This window comes from Sphingomonas sp. Leaf198 (assembly GCF_001424005.1).
Taxonomy (GTDB): Bacteria; Pseudomonadota; Alphaproteobacteria; order Sphingomonadales; family Sphingomonadaceae; genus Sphingomonas.
On the sequence record NZ_LMPX01000001.1, the window covers coordinates 1,514,049 to 1,533,478 of the forward strand.

General features: G+C 63.9%; 19 protein-coding genes. 7 read left to right on the forward strand and 12 right to left on the reverse strand.

The window, feature by feature from the left end; genetic code table 11:
- The first annotated feature begins 223 nt into the window (after window positions 1–223).
- On the forward strand, window positions 224–1,747 hold the full coding sequence (locus tag ASG20_RS06635) for a sialate O-acetylesterase (protein ID WP_056050563.1): 1,524 nt from the start codon (window positions 224–226) through the stop codon (window positions 1,745–1,747).
- A gap of 470 nt (window positions 1,748–2,217) precedes the next feature.
- Entirely contained in the window at window positions 2,218–4,308 is a 2,091-nt protein-coding gene (locus tag ASG20_RS06640) for an epoxide hydrolase family protein (RefSeq protein ID WP_056050029.1), read from the forward strand.
- Window positions 4,309–4,372: 64 nt separating this feature from the next.
- Here the strand turns inward: ASG20_RS06640 and ASG20_RS06645 are convergent, their stop codons facing one another.
- The 8 genes from ASG20_RS06645 to ASG20_RS06680 all read right to left on the reverse strand — a co-directional run bounded on the left by ASG20_RS06645 (window position 4,373) and on the right by ASG20_RS06680 (window position 11,149).
- On the reverse strand, window positions 4,373–5,083 hold the full coding sequence (locus ASG20_RS06645) for an SDR family NAD(P)-dependent oxidoreductase (RefSeq protein ID WP_056050031.1): 711 nt from the start codon (window positions 5,081–5,083) through the stop codon (window positions 4,373–4,375).
- Between the two features lie 96 nt (window positions 5,084–5,179).
- Complete coding sequence (locus ASG20_RS06650) at window positions 5,180–5,941, reverse strand: SDR family NAD(P)-dependent oxidoreductase (protein WP_056050033.1); 762 nt, start codon at window positions 5,939–5,941, stop codon at window positions 5,180–5,182.
- A complete protein-coding gene (locus ASG20_RS06655) occupies window positions 5,941–6,510 on the reverse strand; it encodes a type 1 glutamine amidotransferase domain-containing protein (protein ID WP_056050035.1) in 570 nt (189 codons plus the stop codon). Before ASG20_RS06655 ends, ASG20_RS06650 begins: the two co-directional genes overlap by 1 nt.
- 37 nt (window positions 6,511–6,547) lie before the next feature.
- On the reverse strand, window positions 6,548–7,633 hold the full coding sequence (locus ASG20_RS06660; RefSeq protein WP_056050038.1) for a catalase family protein: 1,086 nt from the start codon (window positions 7,631–7,633) through the stop codon (window positions 6,548–6,550).
- Between the two features lie 76 nt (window positions 7,634–7,709).
- A complete protein-coding gene (locus ASG20_RS06665; protein ID WP_056050039.1) occupies window positions 7,710–8,801 on the reverse strand; it encodes a catalase family protein in 1,092 nt (363 codons plus the stop codon).
- 69 nt (window positions 8,802–8,870) lie between these two features.
- Window positions 8,871–9,335, reverse strand: coding sequence for a hypothetical protein (locus tag ASG20_RS06670; protein WP_056050041.1), 465 nt, complete (start codon window positions 9,333–9,335; stop codon window positions 8,871–8,873).
- Complete coding sequence (locus ASG20_RS06675) at window positions 9,332–9,940, reverse strand: carboxymuconolactone decarboxylase family protein (RefSeq protein ID WP_056050565.1); 609 nt, start codon at window positions 9,938–9,940, stop codon at window positions 9,332–9,334. The genes ASG20_RS06670 and ASG20_RS06675 overlap by 4 nt, the downstream gene beginning before the upstream one ends.
- A gap of 87 nt (window positions 9,941–10,027) precedes the next feature.
- Window positions 10,028–11,149 carry an alpha/beta hydrolase gene (locus ASG20_RS06680; RefSeq protein WP_056050042.1) on the reverse strand — a complete coding sequence of 374 codons (1,122 nt, stop codon included), beginning with the start codon at window positions 11,147–11,149 and terminating at the stop codon, window positions 10,028–10,030.
- A 94-nt stretch (window positions 11,150–11,243) separates the two neighbouring features.
- Between ASG20_RS06680 and ASG20_RS06685 the strand changes: the two genes are divergently transcribed.
- Complete coding sequence (locus ASG20_RS06685) at window positions 11,244–12,023, forward strand: Crp/Fnr family transcriptional regulator (RefSeq protein WP_056050045.1); 780 nt, start codon at window positions 11,244–11,246, stop codon at window positions 12,021–12,023.
- 319 nt (window positions 12,024–12,342) lie between these two features.
- Here ASG20_RS06685 and ASG20_RS06690 read toward each other — a convergent pair whose 3' ends face one another.
- Both ASG20_RS06690 and ASG20_RS06695 read right to left on the reverse strand, forming a co-directional pair.
- Window positions 12,343–13,410: an aldo/keto reductase gene (locus ASG20_RS06690; protein ID WP_056050048.1), complete on the reverse strand. Its 1,068-nt coding sequence runs from the start codon at window positions 13,408–13,410 to the stop codon at window positions 12,343–12,345.
- Window positions 13,411–13,446: 36 nt separating this feature from the next.
- Window positions 13,447–13,845: a hypothetical protein gene (locus ASG20_RS06695; protein ID WP_056050050.1), complete on the reverse strand. Its 399-nt coding sequence runs from the start codon at window positions 13,843–13,845 to the stop codon at window positions 13,447–13,449.
- Window positions 13,846–13,937: 92 nt separating this feature from the next.
- On the opposite strand from ASG20_RS06695, the gene ASG20_RS06700 reads away from it, so the two are divergent.
- Entirely contained in the window at window positions 13,938–14,870 is a 933-nt protein-coding gene (locus ASG20_RS06700; RefSeq protein WP_056050051.1) for an AraC family transcriptional regulator, read from the forward strand.
- Between the two features lie 95 nt (window positions 14,871–14,965).
- Here the strand turns inward: ASG20_RS06700 and ASG20_RS06705 are convergent, their stop codons facing one another.
- Window positions 14,966–15,403, reverse strand: a complete 438-nt coding sequence (locus ASG20_RS06705; protein WP_056050053.1) for a winged helix-turn-helix transcriptional regulator — start codon at window positions 15,401–15,403, stop codon at window positions 14,966–14,968.
- Here ASG20_RS06705 and ASG20_RS06710 point away from each other — a divergent pair.
- Complete coding sequence (locus ASG20_RS06710) at window positions 15,383–16,429, forward strand: aromatic alcohol reductase (RefSeq protein ID WP_231420536.1); 1,047 nt, start codon at window positions 15,383–15,385, stop codon at window positions 16,427–16,429. The two genes, ASG20_RS06705 and ASG20_RS06710, sit on opposite strands and share 21 nt — an antisense overlap.
- Before the next feature lie 313 nt (window positions 16,430–16,742).
- Here the strand turns inward: ASG20_RS06710 and ASG20_RS06715 are convergent, their stop codons facing one another.
- Window positions 16,743–17,417 (reverse strand): outer membrane protein, encoded by a 675-nt coding sequence (locus ASG20_RS06715; protein WP_056050057.1) that lies wholly within the window; start codon window positions 17,415–17,417, stop codon window positions 16,743–16,745.
- Between the two features lie 175 nt (window positions 17,418–17,592).
- Between ASG20_RS06715 and ASG20_RS06720 the strand changes: the two genes are divergently transcribed.
- Both ASG20_RS06720 and ASG20_RS06725 read left to right on the forward strand, forming a co-directional pair.
- Complete coding sequence (locus ASG20_RS06720) at window positions 17,593–18,288, forward strand: response regulator (protein ID WP_056050059.1); 696 nt, start codon at window positions 17,593–17,595, stop codon at window positions 18,286–18,288.
- Window positions 18,273–19,418: a sensor histidine kinase gene (locus tag ASG20_RS06725; protein ID WP_056050061.1), complete on the forward strand. Its 1,146-nt coding sequence runs from the start codon at window positions 18,273–18,275 to the stop codon at window positions 19,416–19,418. The genes ASG20_RS06720 and ASG20_RS06725 overlap by 16 nt, the downstream gene beginning before the upstream one ends.
- The last annotated feature ends 12 nt before the right edge of the window (window positions 19,419–19,430 follow it).

Consider the following 19,430-nt stretch of genomic DNA (forward strand, 5'->3'; position numbering starts at 1 on the left):
ACCGGCTCTCCTCGCCGCCTTCTAGCGTCGGTTCCCTCGAAGCTGAAGACCGTTCGCTGCGCCAATGCGCATGTCACGATTGCCGAAGCGCCGCGCCGTTGCCATCGCATCAGGGCAGGTGCGACTGCTAGCTGCATGCCAACTGGTCATGCGCTTCTTTGATGATATTCTGTGGCTAAGACGTCGCGACAGTCAGCGCCGCACGTCAGGGATAATGCCGATCATGAAGCTTTTGCTCTATACCGCCCTCCTCGCTGCCACGGCAACGTCACCTGCGGCCGCACAGCTTAAGCTGCCTCGTCCGTTCAGCGACCACAGCGTGTTGCAGCGTGACAGGCCACTGCACGTCTGGGGCTGGGCGCGTGCGGACGCGAACGTTGCCGTGTCGCTGCATAACCAACGCGTAATGGCAGTCGCCGACCGCCTCGGTCGATGGAATGCGTGGTTGAAGCCCGAAGCTGCTGGCGGACCCTATGTCCTCGTCGTCGATGGAGGCACAGCAGAGGGTAAGGTCCAGGTACAGGATGTGATGCTCGGCGACGTTTGGTTCGCCTCGGGCCAGTCGAATATGGAGTTCCCGCTCAAGGGCTTCGACGGCGCGCCGCTAAAGAATGCCGCTGCGGAGATCGCGGCAGCGACCGACCCGCAAGTTCGGCTTCTCCGGATCGAGCACAAGAGCAGCTCCATCCCGCTACGTGACATCGATGCAAACTGGACGACCACCACGCCCGCTACCGCCATCGACTTCTCGGCGATCGGCTATTTCTTTGCGCGCGAGATCGCGGCGCGCGAGCACGTGACGGTAGGCGTCATCGACTCGACCTGGGGCGGCACACCTGCTGACAGCTGGGTGTCCACCGACGCGCTCGCGTCCGACGCAGCGCTGGCGCCGGCCATCGACGCCCGTGCTCGATTCCAGCAGGACCAGACCGACGCCGACCTCGCCACCATTGCCGAAGCGCGCGAGGATGCTGCCATCGTTGCGTCGGGCGGCAAGCCTCCCCCACACCCTTGGCACCCCCCCGAGGATGCGTACCGGCCGTCATCGCTGTACAACGCAATGGTTGCGCCGTTCACCGGCTACGGCATCAAGGGCGTCATCTGGTACCAGGGCGAGACGAACAGCAATGTCGCGCGGGCGCCATATTATGCCGACCTCTTCCGGGGACTGATCACCGACTGGCGACACAATTTCGCGCAAGGTGCTTTCCCATTCCTCTTTGCACAGATCTCTTCATTTAACTCACCCGAGGAAGAATGGGGTTTGGTACGCGATGCGCAACGTCGTGCGCTTGTGCTGACCGACACCGCCATGGTGGTGACGACCGACGTCGGCGATCCCGGCAACGTCCATCCGGGCGACAAGCAGACAGTCGCCGCCCGACTTGCACTCGCGGCCCGCAGCGTCGCGTATGGCGAGCGCGTAGCGTATCAAAGCCCGCTGTTCCGCCAAGTGAGTGGCGAACCGGGTGGAAAGCGCATCTGGTTCGATCATGCTGAAGGCCTGACGAGCCGGGGCGCAGCCGTCGTGGGCTTCGAAATCGCCGGGCCCGATCGAAGATTTGTTACGGCTACAGCGCGGATCGATGGCGAGAGCGTGGTCGTAACTGGTGCGATATCGAAGCCCAGCTACGTTCGCTACAATTGGAGCAACGTTGTACCCGGCAGCCTCTACAATGCCGCAGGCTTGCCTATGTCAACCTTCACCTCTGAAGAGCGCATCCGAGGTCATTTAACTTACCCTTAGAAGAACTCTTCGCCGTCCTGAGCTAACACAACAACGTGAAATTCCCGATGCCGCTTTTTGGCTGAACACCATGCCCCGCCTACCCGTACTTTTAATCCAACAATTGTATCAAATCACCAGGAGATAAATTACCACATATCATGTTCCTCGTACCAGAAAAGGTATCGATTCCCAAAATTGCCGATCCTGTTCAAGCAGGTCCGAGCTACCAACTAGCGCGTTGGCTCACGCAATCATTAACGCCGTCTTGGCGGTGTTGCGATTGATCACACCGCGCCACGACACGATCGCGAATTTACGCGAACCACAGGACACAGACCCAATTCCAGACGTCCAAACCGCCGTACCCGCTTCCCAAAAGCAGCCGTCCGTTCATCCCGCTTCGAAGCGCCTTCCGGCGGCTTTCGCGGGTTCGACGTTAGGCTTTCAATCGGGCAAGCAAGATTTACCCCCTTCGGCAGGATCGACACATGGCAGAACCCTTCATCATAGCGGTACCCGACGACCGGCTCGCCGCCATTCGCGCCAAGGTCGAGGCGTTCGACCGGAGCATCATGCCGGACGCGGGGGGCTGGCAGTCAGGCGTCGGCCTCGCCGATCTCAAGCGGCTCGTCGACTATTGGCTGGCGGACTACGACTGGCGCGCGCAGGAGCGGCGGCTCAATATGCTGCCGCAGTTTACGGCCGACGTGCAGGGGCAGCGCCTCCACTTCATTCATGCGCGGGGCGATGGCTCACGTCCCCCGCTGCTGCTGCTGCACGGCTGGCCGGGGTCGTTCCTCGAATTCGAGGCGCTGATCGCGCCGCTCGTCGCCGACGGTCACGACGTCGTTGTTCCCTCGCTCCCCGGCTACGCGTTTTCGGGCCGCCCCGTGTCCCCGATCGGACCGAAGCAGACCGCAGAACTCATGCACGGCCTGATGGTCGAGCTGTTCGGCACGCGACGCTATCTCGTGCAGGGCGGGGACTGGGGTTCTGCGATCGGTGGCTGGATGGCGCACGCGCATCCCGATGCGATCGCCGGACTCCATCTGAACATGGTGCTGCTCCAGGCCAAGGACGCGGTGCCGAAAAAGCCCGACGAGATCGCCTGGGCCGCGAAACGCGCCAAGCTCGCCAAGGAAGAAACCGGCTATTCGCAGGAACAGGGCACGCGCCCGCAGACGCTAGGCGTGGCGATGTCGGACAGCCCGGTCGGCGTCGCGGCGTGGATCCTGGAGAAGTTCGGCGCATGGGCCGACGTGCCACGCGACGCACGCGGCCGCCCCGACCTGTGGCAGGCGTTCGACGAGGACCTGCTCCTTACCAACATCATGCTGTATCTGGTCGAGGGATCGTTCGTAACCTCGACCTGGATGTACCGTGGCCGCATGCTGGAGGATTCGGGCACTTTCCCCGCGGGAGCGCGGATTACCGTACCGACCGGAGTCGCGGCATTCCCCGACCCGGTCTTTCCGCCGCCGCCGCGCTCGCAGGCGGAGAAGACCTATGACATCGTCCAGTGGACCGAGATGCCCGCGGGCGGCCACTTCGCCGCGCTCGAGCAACCCGAATTGCTGCTCGCCGACATGCGCCGTTTCTCCGCGTCCAGATCGGTTGCCGACGACGCCCCGAAACGCTCGATCGCACTTCGCTCGGCTGGGATCATCGCTGCAACACTGGCAGCAGCCGCGGTCTACACCCGCGCGACGACCAAGCGGATCGAGCAGGACGTGCCCGCCGACGGCCGTTTCATCGACGTCGCAGGTGCACGGATCCACTATGTCGATCGCGGTGCGGGACCGCCGATCGTCCTGATCCACGGGCTAGGCGCGCAGCTCCGCAACTTCTCCTACGGCGTCGCCGATGCGCTGGCCGACGAGTACCGTGTCATCCTGGTCGACCGGCCCGGCTCGGGCTATTCGGTGCCGACCGGCGAACAGCCCGGTGTCCTTGGCCAGTCGGCGATCATTGCAAGCCTCATCGACACGCTCGCGCTCGATCGTCCGCCGCTGCTCGTCGGTCATTCGCTGGGCGGTGCGGTCGCCCTCGGCGTGGCCACGCACCATCCCGGTTCGGTCGCCGGCCTCGCGTTGCTGGCGCCGATGACGCAGCCGCCTGGATCGATGCCCGCCTCGGTGGCAAACGCGATCGAAGGCAGCCCGCGCTCACGCTCGATATTCGCCAATCTGATCGGTACGCCGATCAGCCGTGCGGCGTATGGCCTGCGCTGGGGCAAGATCTTCGCGCCCGATCCAGTCCCGGCCGACTTCGCCACGCGCGGCGGCGGTGGGCTCGGCGATCGCCCGGTTGCGGTCAATGCTGCGCTGCTCGAACTGGCCAGCGCCGACGTCGACCTTGCCGCAATTGTCAGCCGCTATCCTAAACTGACGATTCCGGTCGCGCTGCTATACGGCCGTGACGACCAGGTAATCGCCCCTTCGATCGATGGCGAGCAGACAGTAGCGACAATTCCGCGCGCGACGCTGGAAATGACCGACGGAGGCCATATGCTCCCGGTCGCGCATCCGCATGCCAGCGCCGCATTCGTCCGCCGATGCGCCAAACACGTCTTGCAGTAGCGCCAAGGGGGTCAGGGGGCTCGGCGCCCACTGACCCCCTCAGAGATCGTACCTTTCTGATCTGTCAGTGACCGGCGACCTGCCCACCGTCGACGTGGAGTATTTCGCCGGTCACGAAACTGGCATCCTCGAGGTACAGCACCGCGCCGACCACGTCCGCGACGGTGCCCATCCGACCGAGCGGGTGAAACGCTCCAAGCCCGGCGCGCGTCTCGGGAGGGTGCATTGGCGTTTCGGTGATGCCGGGCGACACCGCGTTGGCGCGTACGCCGCGGGAGGCATATTCGATCGCCAGGCTGCGCGTCGCCGCAGCCAGCCCGCCCTTGGTCAGCGACGCCAGCACCGAGGGGAATTCGACATTGGCGTGCTCCGCCAACGTCGTGACGATCTGCAGGATATGGCCACTGCCCTGCTCGACCATCAGCGGCAGCGCCGCCTGCGTCATGTGGAAGAAGCCGTCGAGATTGGTCTGCGTGATCTGGCGATACTGCTCCGCCGTGTAATCGGTAAAGCGCTCGCCAATAAAAACGCCGGCATTGTTGACGAGCGTATCGACACGCCCGAACCGGTCGCGCGCGGCCATCACGACGCGCCTCGCGGTTTCGGGATCGGCAACGTCCCCCGCAACGGTGATCCAGTCGTCCGATTGCGACGCTGCGATCGATCGTGACACGCCGACGACACGCCAGCCGCGCGCGCGATACGCGTCTGCGATCCCCTCCCCCAAGCCTTGCGAGGCACCGGTGACGATAGCGACCATGGGCGCGTCAGACATCGACGGCGCCGATCTGCGCGCGGAGGGTAACGGGGGTTGTCATTGCCGAATGGACTCCGAAAAGGACCGACAGCGCGTTACTGCGCTCTCGCGATGTCAGGACAGCGGGGGTTGGCCGTTGGACGCGGTCAGTCCGCCGTCGACCGGCAGGTTGACGCCCGTCACGAAGCGCGCGTCGTCGCTCGCCAGGAACGCGATCGCACCGGCGATGTCGACGGGCTCGGCACCCCGTCCGATCGGGATCCGCTCCTCGAACTTGGCGATCAGGTCAGGTTGTTCCTTCATTCCCGCGGTCAGCGCGGTATAGGTCAGCGACGGGTTGACCGCATTGACGCGCACGCCGTTCCTGGCCTCGTCCATCGCCAGCGCGCGTGTGAAATTGCTCACCGCACCCTTGGCCGCGCAGTAGAAGCTATGGTTCCAGTCGCCGCCGAGCCCCGACACCGACGACACGTTGATGATGCAGCCCTTCGACGCACGCAGATGTGCGATCGCCGCGCGGCTCATGTGGACGACGCCGTACAGGTCCGTCTCGATCACCTTGGTGAATTCCGAAAAGTCGCCTTCGTCCAGCTTGCCCAGATGGTCGACGCCGGCGTCATTGACGAGCACGTCGATCCGACCGAAGCGATCGATCGCCGCCTCGACCAGCGCCTCGCACGCGGCGCGGTCGGTAACGTCGGTTTCCCGCGTCTCGACGGTGCCGCCCAGTTCGGCTGCCAACCTGCCGAGCGCGCCGGTGTCGATGTCGCCCAGCACCAGGATCGCGCCTTCCTCGGCGAAGCGGCGCGCGGCCCCCTCGCCGATGCCCGAGGCGGCACCGGTGATCACGACGACCTTGTCGGCAAAACGCGCCATCATGCGTTCTCCGCCTGCGCCTCGTGCTGGCCCTCGCAGAACTCCTCGACCAGCTTTGCACAGAACGCAGGCAAGTCATCCGGGGTGCGGCTGGTGATGAGCCCCTGGTCGACGACCACCTCCTGATCGACCCAGGTCCCGCCCGCGTTGCGGATGTCGGTGGCGAGCGTCGGGTACGACGTGAGCGTACGACCGCGTACCTGATCGGCCTCGATCAGCGTCCACGGCGCGTGGCAGATCGCCGCGACGGGCTTACCGGCGGCGAAGAAATCGCGGACGAACGCCACGACCTTGTCCGATGACCGCAGCGTATCAGCGCCGACGCACCCGCCCGGAATTACCAGGCCATCGAAGTCGGCGGCCGACACGTAGTCGATCGCCTTGTCGATGGCGAACGTCTTGCCGGGATCGAGGTCGTTGTTGAACGTCTCCGCGTCGCCGGTTTTGAGGCTGATGACGGTCACTGCGCCGCCCGCCTGCTCGACCGCCGCCTTGGGCTGCGCGAACTCGGGTTCCTCGGTGCCGCGGGGTGCGATCAGGATCGCGATTTTCTTGCCTTGGAGCTTCATGATCGTCCTTTCGAAATCTGAATAAGCGTGAGCGGCGTCAGGCCGGGATATCGGTGATCGCCGCGGTGTTGGCGGCGGCGATGCCAGTCTCGCGGTGGCGGAAATCGCTGAGCGCGCGGTACACCTGCATGCGTGCGCGCATCACGCCGCCGAGCGGGCGGTGCGCTTCCAGGGCGTGCGCTGGCCGGAACGTCATGACCTCGTCGAAATAGCGGACGCGATTCGGCCCATAGGCGGTCTGCCGCGGCAGGCGGATCGTTGCGATCGTGCGGTATTCGCTGACCCGCGTCGGCCAGTCGGCCGACGTATCCTCGATCGGCTGCGTCTCGGCATCGACCCAGAGTTGCGCACGCAGTTCGAAGACCGCGTCGTTGCCGTCGAAATACGCGATCGCGGCGTGACGGAAGCCATCCTCATCCTGATGCGGATCGAGCCGCCAATCATCGAGCGCACGCTGCTCAGGCGCGACCGGAAACACGCCGAGTTTCGCGACATGATCGCCGTAGCGGATGGGGCACTGGCTGAAATAGGTCTCGACGAGCGGGTGGCTGAACGGATGGCCATAAAAGTCCAGCGTCGGGCTTGCTTCGGCACCGACCGCGTTCAGGACCTTGTTGATGTTGCGCGCGATCGATGCGGCCGCGCTTTTCATACCTTCGGGCATCGGCACGGTCATGCCGATTTTCTTCGCCTGCGCTAGAAACCCGGCGGCGGTGCCGGCCGGGAACGTCGTGCCGCTCGCCAGTACGAAGTCCTGGGTCGGCGCGTCGTGACCGGGCAGCTTGGCGCCTTCGACCCCGAAGACCTTGATCGCCATGCCGCGGTGCGTCGATACGCGGTCTCCAAGCTTCTCGCCCGGCCCCTGTGCAAAGCGGACCGCGACGTCGAACGTCCCCGGCTTCGCGAACAGCCCCTGCGCCAGTTCCGGCGGCAGATCGGCGGCCACGACCATCTTGCCGATGACGCAGGCCGTGCTCTTGGCATGGCTGGCACGTACCGCATGGCCGTCGCGCTTCTCGACCGTCTGGCTCTCCTGCGTCATCCCCTTGATGATGCCGTCGATACTCTCCTGTTCGACGGGCTCAGGCGTCTCGATGTCGTCGCGATAGGGTAGATAGGGCATGGGAAGCTCCTGCTGGATCAGGATGTTAACACCCGAATGCCCTGCGACGTTTCGGTACGGTTCCGTGCAGACCCGATCAGTCGAGCGCGGGTAGCGACCGTGGCTCGTGCATCGGACAGCCGTTCAGCTGGCTGCGCAGATCCTGGATCACCGGATACACCGCACGGCGCGCTCGCATGACCGACCCGAGCGGTCGATGCGCCTCGACGCCGTGCCAGGGGCGGAATGCGGTCTGTTCGTTGAGCACGGTGACGCGCTCCTCGGACCAGCTCTTCTGTGGCTTCACCGTGATCGTCGCGACCGGGATGTAGGGATTGCCCTGCTCGGGCCACGGCGTCGCGGCGTCCTCGATCGGGTTCTCCTCGAGGTCACGGCAGAGCTGCGCGCGCAGCGTCCAGGCACCACCCTCGTTCGCAAAGATCGCCATCAATTCTTCGCGGATCGAGTCGGGGCTCTTGCTCTCGTCGAGCTTCTGGTCGGTCAACGCGCGAAAGTTGGGCGATTCCGGCACGATGTCGAACTTGGCGATGTAGTCGCCGAACCGGAGCGGCGCCTGCGTGCCATAGCGGTCGCCGATTGGATTGGTGTCGGGATAACCACCAAAGCCCTTCAGCAATGCACTCTCGCCGCCGACCGCTTCCAAAGCCTGCTCGATCGGTCGCAACACCTTCGACAGCGCCGCCTTCGCCCATTCCGCGCGGTTGGTCGTCGCGGCGAGCAGCTTGGTGTTGCGGAGGAACCCGACCGGCGTCGGGTTCGAGAAGGCGACCCCCGAAGCCATCAGGAAGTCCTGCGTCACCTCGTCCTCGGCACCCGGCAGCCGATCGCCATCGACGCCGATGATCTTGATCGAGAAGCCGCGTGGGAGGGACACGCTGTCGCGGATTGGATCGCCGGGGATCGCCGACATCCGGATGATGACCGGGTAGCCACGCCCGCGCTCGAAAATGCCCTGCGCCTGCTCGTCCGCAAGGTCGTCGTGCACGACCATTTCGCCTTCGAGCAAGGCATGACTCTTGGCATGGACGCCGCGCTGCGCGTGGCCGAGGTCCTCGTGCGTCTTCTCGACGATGTAGCTGAACGTCTTGTTGAGACCATCGATCGTTTCCTGCTCGTCGGGACCGATCGTCTCGACGTCGGGGCTGTAGCGGATCGGGTTCTTCAACATGGGAAATCCTTTTGGTTCAGCGCAGTAACGCGCGGTTCGCGCTTTTGGGGCGTCGGTATTCCGGAACGGTCAGGCGTTGGCCGCTGCCTTCGCGCCGGCCGCAGTGGCGACGCCGAAGACGAGGTGCACCATCGTGTGCGTGCCGATCGTCGCCGCGTCCGCCTGCCATTCGGGCTTCTTGAGCCCCAGCAGCGGCCCGGTGATCCAGTGCATCGCGGCGTAGAACGCCAAGCCGAACACGATCCCCGATGACACTACGCCGGCATCCTCGTCGACGGTCGCCGCATAGACCGCGCCGGCCGCGGCGGAGAGCAGGAGGTGACTGCCCTGAACCACAACCTGTTCGGTGGCATCGGGCAATCGATCGCTCGGCGGTACGGCGCGGACGCCGAGTTGCCGCACACCGGCCCGTTCGAGATCGGTGAGCTCGGACGGCGTGCCGCTCTTCCTCTCGCCCGCCAGCATCATCGCGGTGATGCCGAGGCCTGCCACCAACCCACCGGCGATCGCGCCGGCCATCCGCTTGCCATTCATGCGCGCTCTCCCTCTTCCTTTGGATCGTCGGGCAAGCCCTCCTCGCGGCCCGGGACCGACATGTCGTAGGCATTGAGCAGCAGCGACACGAGGCAATAGCCGCCGACCAGATAGACCAGCTCCGCGGTCCGATCCTCGCCGAACGCGCGCACGGCACGGTTATAAGTCGAGGCCGGCAGTTGCCGTCCGCCCGCCAACGTGACCGCGACGTCGTAGGCGGCCTGTTCCTCTTCGGTCAGATCGGCGGGACGCTGGCCGGCTGCGATCGTCGCGACCTTCTCGGGCGACAGACCCGCCGCCTTGCCGACCCGCTCGTGCGCGTAGAGTTCGTAGCGCGAATTGAAGACCGCGCCGGTCGCCAGGATCGCAACCTCATGCGCCGCCTTGGGCAGCGTCGCGTTGTCGATCAGTGCCTTGGTGTAGGTCCAGGCAGCGCGACCGAACGCAGGAAAGCGCAGCATCGGCGCGAACGGCCCGACCAGCGCGCCATCCGCCCGGTGCGAGACGAAGCCCTTCAGATGCTCGGTGATGTAAGCGTCCATCTCGTCGTGGAGCGGACGCAAATCCGCCGGCATGTCCGCAGGCGGATAAGGTGGGGTACGCATCGCTTGCTCTCCGTTGTCAGGCCGCGCCGGCGCGAAGCCGGTCACGAATTGCTCGACGGGGCGGCACCAGCCACCCCGTCGAACCGATCAGCGGCGGGGCGCCGCTGCGAACGCTGCCTTCAGGCGCGCGACCGCCAGCTCGTTGGCGTCCTTGGCACCGCGAACGACCTTCGCCATGCCGAAGAACTCGTGCGTCACGCCCGGGAACGTCTTCTGCTCGACCTTCACGCCGGCGGTCCGCATCGCGGCTGCCAGCGTCTCGCCGTCCGAGCGGAGAGGATCGATCTGCGCATTGATGATCGTCGTCGGCGGCAGGCCGCGCAGGTTGGCGGCGACCAGGTTCAGCCGCGGGTCCTGCGCATCGGCGGCGCTGGTCTGGTAATAATAGCCGAACCACTTCAGCATCGCTGCATTCAGCGGCTTGGCGTTCGCCGAATCCTTGCGCGACGGCAGCGTCATGCTGCTGTTGGCGATCGGATAAACCGAGACGATGTAGCGCGGCACGGTCAGGCGATTGTCGCGCGCGTAGATCGCCGTCGCGACTGCAAGGTTGCCGCCCGCGCTCTCGCCCGCGACCGCGATCTTCGCAGGGTCGCCGCCCCAGCTCGCCGCGTTCTGCAACGTCCAGCGATAGGCCGCTGCCGCGTCGTCATGCTGTGCCGGGAACTTGAACTCCGGTGCATGGCGATACTCGACCGACACGACGATCGCATTGAGCGCCTTGGCCATCGCGCGTGGTGCCGAATCATACGTGTTCACGTCGGCGATCACCCAGCCGCCACCGTGATAATAGACGACGACCGGCATCGGCTTGCCATTCGCGCGCGCTGCCGCGGGCTTGTAGATGCGCGCGAACTGCTGGGCGTCCGAGCCATACGGCACGTCCTGCGTCGTTACCGAAGCGTCGGGCGCGGTTGACAGGCCCTGCTGGACCATCGCCGCCTTGGCGCCATCGGCGGCCGAAGGCTGCATCCGCGCCTCGGCCGGAGTCAGCGTCTCGATCGGCTTGCCACCGAGACCGGCGAGCGCGTCGAGCACCTTCTGCATGTCGGGTGCGGCCTTGGGGGGCTGCGTCGCGCTTGCCGGCGGGGCGGCGGGCGGCGGTGCGCTCGGCGAGCGGGCCGATTGCGCGAGCACGCCGGCCGATGCGGTCAGCAGCGCCGCCGCGAAAAGGCTGCGCGCGACCGGGCGCCTCGAGATGGAAACCATGTGATCCTCCTGTTTGATCGCTCATGAACAAAGCAGGATGGCCAACGTTGCTGTACGGAACCGTGCAAAGTCCTGAGGTTAGAAGGAGAACTGGGTGTCGACGATCGTGTCCATTACCGGCGCAACGCCGTGCGCGACGGTCGATCGCGATGACGCTCCTGTCGAAAGAATGGTCGGCAATCGGCTGCTAGCCAGCCTCTCCCCGGAAGATTTCGGCTTGCTGGCGCCGCACCTCGAGCCGGTATCGTTCGCGGTCGGCGATTTCATCACGCGAGCCGGCGATCCGATCGAAAGCATCTGCTTTCTGGAACAGGGTATTGCCGGAGTGCTGGATTCGCTCGACGACGATCGTCGCTACGCAGTCGGTCTGGTCGGCGCAGAGGGGTTCATCGGCTGGCCGCTGGTCATGGGCGACGATCGCTCGCCCTACGACGTCACCATGCGCGCCGAGCGCGGCCAGGCGCTGCGCATTCCCGCCAAGGCATTGCTGGCCGCGATCGACAGAAGCCCTGCCCTGCACCTGACGCTGCTGCGGTTCGCGCACGTGTTCATGCTGCAGATGGGCCGGACCGTCGTGTCGTCGCTGGCGCATTCGATCGAACGCCGTATGGCCCGGTGGATCCTGCTCTATCACGACCGTGTCCAGGCCGACGAGATCTGCATGACGCATGAGGAGTTCCGGCTGATGCTCGGCGTTCGCCGCAGCAGCGTTACGGACGCACTCCACCGGCTGGAGGAGGAGCATGCGATCCGCGCCGTCCGGGCCAAGGTTCTGGTCCACGATCGGACAAAGCTTATGGCCCTGGCAGGCGATACATATGGCCAACCAGAGCAGGACTATGTCCGTCTCCTACAGATGGACCGAAGACGCTGAGGCCTGGCGCCAGGTGACCCAGTTCCGGGCCGCAGGCCGCCTAACTCTCTTCCCAACTTCGGACGTTGGTTCATCTTTGCGAATGACCGATTTTGAAGTCTGGCTATCAAGTCGCGAATGGCGTGATGAGAGGAAAGTTTACCGTCCGTTATTGTGAAGCAGATGGCGTTAGCTGACGCCACCTGACGGTGGGGACTTTCCTGAAAGAGATTGGCGCTTTGGGAATGTCGAGTTCGAATAGATTAAAGGGCAGCTTCCAGAAAACAGGCGATTAGGAGTGTTTCCCGGCAGGGTCTGTGAACGATCAAGGCAATCCCGTTTAACGCGGCCGCTCGCCAAGCGTCCAATTTGGTCCGTCGAAGGGATAGCCAGCCGGAACACGGCCTGCAGCGTTGTAGCTCTGGATCCATCCTGGATAGGAAGCCGGAATTCGGCTGGCCTCATCGAGCTGATCTAGATCTTCCTTATCAAGAACGAGGTCGAGAGCCGACAGGTTCGCGGCCAGCTGATCAGGACGTTTGATGCCAACGATGACGCTGGTGACGGCTGGTTTCGCCAACAGCCACGCCAGCGCGATCTGAGCGGGTTCGCTTTTCCGCCGCTGCGCTACTGCTTTCAGTCCGTCGATCACGTCAAATGTGCGTGCTTCATCGACGGGTGGAAAGGCGATCTTTGCCCGGCGCGCCGAGGCATCGCTGTTGCCATGCCGATCGAACTTGCCTGACAGCAGACCACCCGCAAGCGGGCTCCAGCATAGCAGACTCAGCTTCTGATCGGTCACCGCTGGAATTATCTCGGCTTCGACGTCGCGGCCTGCGATCGAATAGAAGGATTGGATAGAAACAAACGGTTCCAGGCCCGCGCGCGCGGATACGCCCAGTGCCTTCATTAGCTGCCACGCGGCAAAGTTGGAGCAGCCGATATGGCGTACCTTGCCCTGCCGCACGGCGTCGTCGAGCGAGCGCAACATCGTCTCGATCGGCGTGAATGGATCGAACGTATGTACCTGATACAAGTCGATATGGTCGGTCTTGAGGCGGCGCAAGCTTCCTTCGAGAGAGGCCATGATGTGCCCGCGCGACTGCCCGATATCGTTCGGTCCGCGACCCGCTTTGCTGCTGACCTTGGTCGCGAGAACCACATCGCTGCGCCGCTTTTTCAAGACTTCACCCAGCACCGTCTCTGAGCCACCCCCGCCGTATACATCGGCCGTGTCGATAAAGTTGATACCGGCGTCGAGCGCCATGCCGACGATGGCGTCCGCTTCGCCTGCCGACAGGCGACCGATCGCGTTGCCGGCCGGATTGTCTGCGCCGCCAAATGTCATGGCGCCGAGGCAGAACCGGGACACGAATAGCCCGGTTTGGCCAAGTTGTTCATATTGCATCGTCAATTCCTTAATTGGCCGCAGCCCGAGATGGTTTCACGCCAGTTTTTCGATACCCATATCGATACGGGCAGAGGCGATGCGCCCATTGCGCAGGACAAAGTGTTCCCGCCAGTCGTGGTTAGAATCGGCGATGCGCGAAACGCCTGCGATCGGCTCGCGAAACACGATCGTACCCGTCACCTTCACCTCGACATCGGTGCCGTTATCGAGCACCTGCTCAAATCCGCGGTCGTCGCTGTTGTCATAGGATCGCGACCATTCCCGAACCGACTCGACATAGGCATCGACGCCATCGAGCACCTGCCAACCGCGATGGTCGTGGCTTTCGACATGCACGTCGGGCAGCATCAACTGGCTCTGTGCCTCTCGAAAGGCATCGACGTCGGGCAGCAGACCGTAGTTACCGAAGAATGTCGAAATGACAGGGTTCATAGTGGGGTCCCCGGTATGAGAAGGCGATAGCGTCCCATCAAAACGCTTATTCGGCTGTTGTGTGCCGGCGCATAAGAGCCCAAAACTCTCCTATGCGTAGCTCACAGTCCAAAATCGATCCGTTATCCGAGGTACTGACGACTTTCACGCTGCAACGCGTCGTCTCGGCGCGCTTTGAGGCGGCCGAGCCGTTTGCACTTCGAATGCCTGCATATGACCACGTCAAGATCGGCGCCGCGATCGACGGTGCGTTCGATCTGCAAATCGTCGGCTCGTCAGAAGTCGTACGGATCGAACAAGGCGATTGCTACCTGCTGACGGACGGTCGCGCCTATCGCACATCTTCTGTCAGTGCCGACCCCCTTGATGACATCGATGCCGCGGGATTGTTTGCAGCGAACAAGGGGGCGGACGGTGTGGTTCGCTGGGGTAGCGGTTTGGCGATGACGATAGTGATCGGAGCCCGGTTCGTCTTTGATACCATTGGGCTGGAATGGCTGCGATCAAGCGTGCCGAACCTTATTCATATCGCCGCACATATGCCTGCCGCGGCCCCGATCCGCGCTACGCTGGCGTTATTGGCGGCAGAAGCAGTTGATGCCGGACCAGGGCAGGGGCTCATCAGCGAACGACTGTCCGATGTGCTTCTCGTCCAGGCGCTGCGCGCCCATTTGCAATCCGGTGGGACGACTGTTGGATGGTTGTCCGGCCTGTCCGATCCTCGCATCGCTCGCGCGCTGGAAAACTTCCACAGCACTCCAGGTGAAGCCTGGTCAGTCGATAGACTGGCAAAGGCTGGCGGCATGTCCCGATCGGCGTTCAGTGAGCGTTTTCTCGCCCGCGTCGGTATGACGCCGATGGCGTATGTGAGCGCATGGCGAATGCAACGCATCCGCCATGCGCTCGCTACCAGCGACCGGGCGTTTGCCGATATCGCAGCGCAAAACGGATTTTTATCTCGAACCGCCGCCAGTCGCGCCTTCCGGCGTCAGTTCGGGACCGCCCCACGTGATGCACGTCGATAACATGCCGACCATGTGAAAACGATCAATGTTGACCACAGCCAATTTTCCAAAAGGGATGGTATATCGAAAAGCTAAGCCTGTGAGCCGATACGTCTTCAGGGCTCTTCTCCCGCGTGCTCCCGATCAAACAGTTCCCGTGATGTGCGAAAGCTGTCGACGTTCTCGACGATCCACGTCCACAGGGGGACCATCCTGACCAGTAGCTTCAGGCCGGTTTCGGACAGAGCATATTCTACGTGAGGAACTACCTCCTCGAAGTCGTGACGCACCACTAATCCATCCCGCTCCAGGTGGCGCAGCGTGCGCGTCAGCATCCGCTGCGTAATACCGTGCATCCGTCGGCCGATCTCCGCATGGCGAAGCTGGCCGTACACGCCGAGCGTATGGATGACACCAAGCGACCAGCGGTTGCCGGCATGGGCCAACACCTCACGGCGAACCCCGTCGTCATCGTCCCGCAGGCCATCGCAAACCGTTTGCGAATATCGAAGGATGTCCTCCTCGCTTAGAGATTGAACGGCAGTATCACGCATGTACCCATCTTTCACGCTTGCCCCTGGCTTGCCAGATCACCGTCATCCACGGTGAAACGAGTTGGAACGATGAACGATACAGTCTCCAACATGAAATCACGCAATATCCTCGTTCTGGGTGCCGGCGAGCTTGGCATGCCAGTGCTCCGCAATCTGGCGCGTCGCGCCAAGGGCATCGACGGTGCCAAGATCAGCGTCCTTCTCCGCGAGAGTGCCGTCGAGTCGGGCGATCCTTCCAAGCAGCGTGACATTGCTGAAATCCGCGAAGCGGGGATCCAGATCGTCCTCGGGGACCTGGTGAACGACACGATCGATGAGCTGGCATCGCTCTTCTCGGACTACGATACGGTGATCGGCTGCGCAGGCTATGCAGCCGGGATCAACACGCCGATGAAGCTCGCCAAGGCGGTGCTGCAATCCGGCATCCCGCGCTATTTCCCGTGGCAGTTCGGCGTCGACTTCGAGGCGATTGGCCGCGGCGGGCCGCAGGACATCTTCGACGCGCAGCTCGACGTGCGCGAGCTGCTACGCTCGCAGAACAAGACCGAGTGGGTCATCATCTCCACGGGCATGTTCATGAGCTACCTGTTCGAGCCAGACTTTGGTGTCGTCGATCTGGAGAATAGCGAGATTCATGCGCTCGGCAGCCTTGAAACCGCTGTGACGCTGACGACGCCGGACGATATCGGTGTGCTGACCGCCGAGATCGTGTTCTTCGAACCGATGATCCGCAACGAGATCGTCTTCCTGGCCGGTGACACCGTCACCTATGGCGAGGTCGCGGACAAGTTGGAGGCGGCACTGGGCCGGCCCTTCAAACGGTCGGTTTGGACCGTGCCTTTCCTGATGGAAGAGCTAACGAACGATCCGAAAAACATGATGCGCAAATACCGCGCCGCCTTCGCGATCGGTCGCGGTGTGTCGTGGCCGAAGGCGGGCACGTTCAATGATCGGCAGGGTCTTCCGGTCACCGACGTTGCGGCCCTGATCAATGCCGATCTGCGAGGCGCTCAACAGGAAAAGTGATGTCGGCGGGGTGGCTAAAGAGACCTTCCCAAAACGAAACCATAACGAGACAGTCGCCTCGGCGCTCGCGCCGACAGACGTCCGAAGCAACCCTTTTTCCAAAACCTGTTCCCGATTGCTCTTTACCGAAACGACCTGTCGGAGACGGAGACGCGCGAGGCCGCGTTCGGGATCGTCGCTACCGGTTCTTGCTGCGCGCCCGTCAAGGCGAGCGGGATCGGCATCAGCATACGCTTCATCCTTCAAATCGGAATATTACGGACGACGGCCCCGGCTCGCGTTCGATTGCGAGCCGAGCGAGACCTTCGGTATTTCAGAAGATGTGGCGGACGCCGATCGTGCCGGACAGCGTGCGCAGCTTGGGTTCGTAGCGCGTGGCGGCGCCTGCATCCTGGCCCTCGAACGCGAGCTTGCTGGTCTGCGAATACCGGCCCCCGACCTCGATCGTGGTCTTCGGCGCGACGTTGATGCCGATGCCCGCGTCGCCGTGCCACGTCATGCCCCAGTCCTTGCCGGAATAGCTGCTGTTCAAGCCGTTGGCGCCGGTCCGGGACAGGTTTGCGTCGACCCGTGACGCGCCGATGCCGCCGCCGAGATAGGGTACGAACACGGCATGGAGCGGGATATCGACATAGCCCGACACGCTGACGTTGTACGACCGCGTGCGACCCGACGCCGGCAGATTGTTCGTGCCGAGGTCTTTCAGGTTAAGGCTATTGCTGTTGTAGCCGATCGTCTGCTCGACGCGGAACATCCCGAAGTCGTAGCCGCCGCCGATTTCGCCAGTCAGTCCGGTCTTGTACTTGGTCTTGTCGTCGAACTGCGACGGCAGCGAGTCGACGTCGAACTTCTGCTCGGAATTGACCGAGGCACCCGCGCGCGCAACCGCATAGATGCCCCGCGCGGGTTCGTCCTGCGCCTGCGCGACGGACGAAAGCGACGCAGCCGCACCAAGAGCGATCAGGCTGGCGAAAACGAAGCGAGTCATGGGATAAGGCCTTTCGAGTGGTTCCCGCCTTGGGCTGGCGGGGTCGAACAGGCTGATGGCGGACGGCGATGAAGACGCGTCGTGGGTATGATGGACGAACGATGGAGCGCCGCCTCCATCGTTCGTCCACACTTCGCGGCAAAGCCCTGACAAACAGTGAGCCAAGGGAAATCGAGTGACCGACCGTATCCTGATCGTCGAGGACGAACGCGAGATCGCCGAGCTGCTCGCGGCCTATGTCGAGCGCGCCGGCTTCGAGGTGGTGAAGGCGGGCACCGTACCGGACGCGATCCGCGCGCATGCCCAGTCGAACCCGGTGCTGATGCTGCTCGACATCGGCCTGCCGGGTGGCGACGGGCTCGACGTGCTCACCACGATCCGCCGCCGCGCCGACACGCCGGTCATCATGATCACCGCGCATGACGACGAAGTGACCAAGCTGTCGTCGCTGCGGATCGGCGCGGACGATTACGTCGTGAAGCCGTTCAACCCGTCGGAAGTCGTCGAGCGCATCCGTGCGGTACTGCGTCGGGCTCAGGGTGCGACCAACCGGCGGACGCTGTCGGTCGGCACGCTGCTGATCGAACTCGACGCGCGCGTCGTCAGTTGCCGCAACGCCGAGGGTGACGAGGCTGTTCGGATTCCGCTGACACCGAGCGAGTTCGAGATTCTCGCGCACATGGCGCGCCAGCCGCGCCGCGCCTTCTCGCGCGCCGAACTGCTCGAGGCGGCGTCACCCGACAGCGACGCTTATGATCGCGTCGTCGACAGCCATCTGTCGAAACTGCGCCAGAAGCTGGCGACGGCGGGCTGCATCGACATGATCGAACCGGTGCGCGGAATAGGATATCGCCTATGGCCCGCCTCCTGAACCGCATCGTCACGCGGATGGTCGTGCTCGCCGCGGCGACGACGATCATCACGATGCTGCTTGGCATGATCGCCTATGTTGCCGCCATCCGTTACCGGTTGAGCGTCACCACGCACCACATGCCGCCCAAGGCACGCGAACAACTGGAACTGCTGGTGCGGACGCATCAGGAGGGTAGCGATCGCTATTTCGACCTGTTCAACCGCTATGGCGCGAAGGCCCCCGCGCTCACCGACCTGGGGTTCGTCGCGACGATCGCGCTGGTCTCGATCCTGGTGGGCGGCGGGGTGGCGATGGTCTTCGCGCGCCGGATCAGCCGACCGATCACCGCCGTCGCGAACGCCGCCGCGCGCGTCTCCGCGGGAGACCGGTCGGTGCGGGTGGAGCGCGGCAGTACCTCGGGCGAAACCGGCGAACTGATCGAGAGCTTCAACCGGATGGCGGCGGACATCGACGCATACGAACGCGAACGCACCGTCCTGACCGCGGGCATCGCGCACGAACTGCGCACCCCGCTGACGATCCTGAAGGGGCGATTGCACGGGCTTGCCGACGGCGTGATCGATCCCGCGACCGGCGAGGCCGATCGGCTGCTGCGCCAGGTCGAACACCTCTCGCATCTGGTGGAGGATCTGAGGACGCTCGCGCATGCCGATGCGGGCGAACTCGATCTCGACCGGCGCCCGGTCGATCTGGCGTTGTTGCTCGGCTTGGCGGTCGGCGATCTCCGAGGATCGGCGAGCGAGCGCAGCGTCACGATCGTCGAGTCGTACGAGACGGTAATGGCGCACGGCGATCCGGTCCGGTTGATGCAGGTAATGACCAACATCCTCACCAACGCGATCAAGCACGCCCCCGATCGCAGCCGGATCGACGTTGTCGTCTTCAGCGCGTCCGGCCACGCGATCGTCAGCGTGACCGATGAGGGCGACGGTTTTGCGATCGACGACGAGGCGCGCATGTTCATGCCGTTCTGGCGCGCCGGCAGCGACAGACTGGCCGGGCGCCCCGGCAGCGGCGTCGGCCTGACGCTCGCCGCGAAGATCACCGAGGCGCATGGCGGGCGTATCATGGCGAAGAACCGTGTCGACCGGTCCGGCGCCTGCTTCTCGGTATGGCTACCCCTCTGACCTGACACGTTC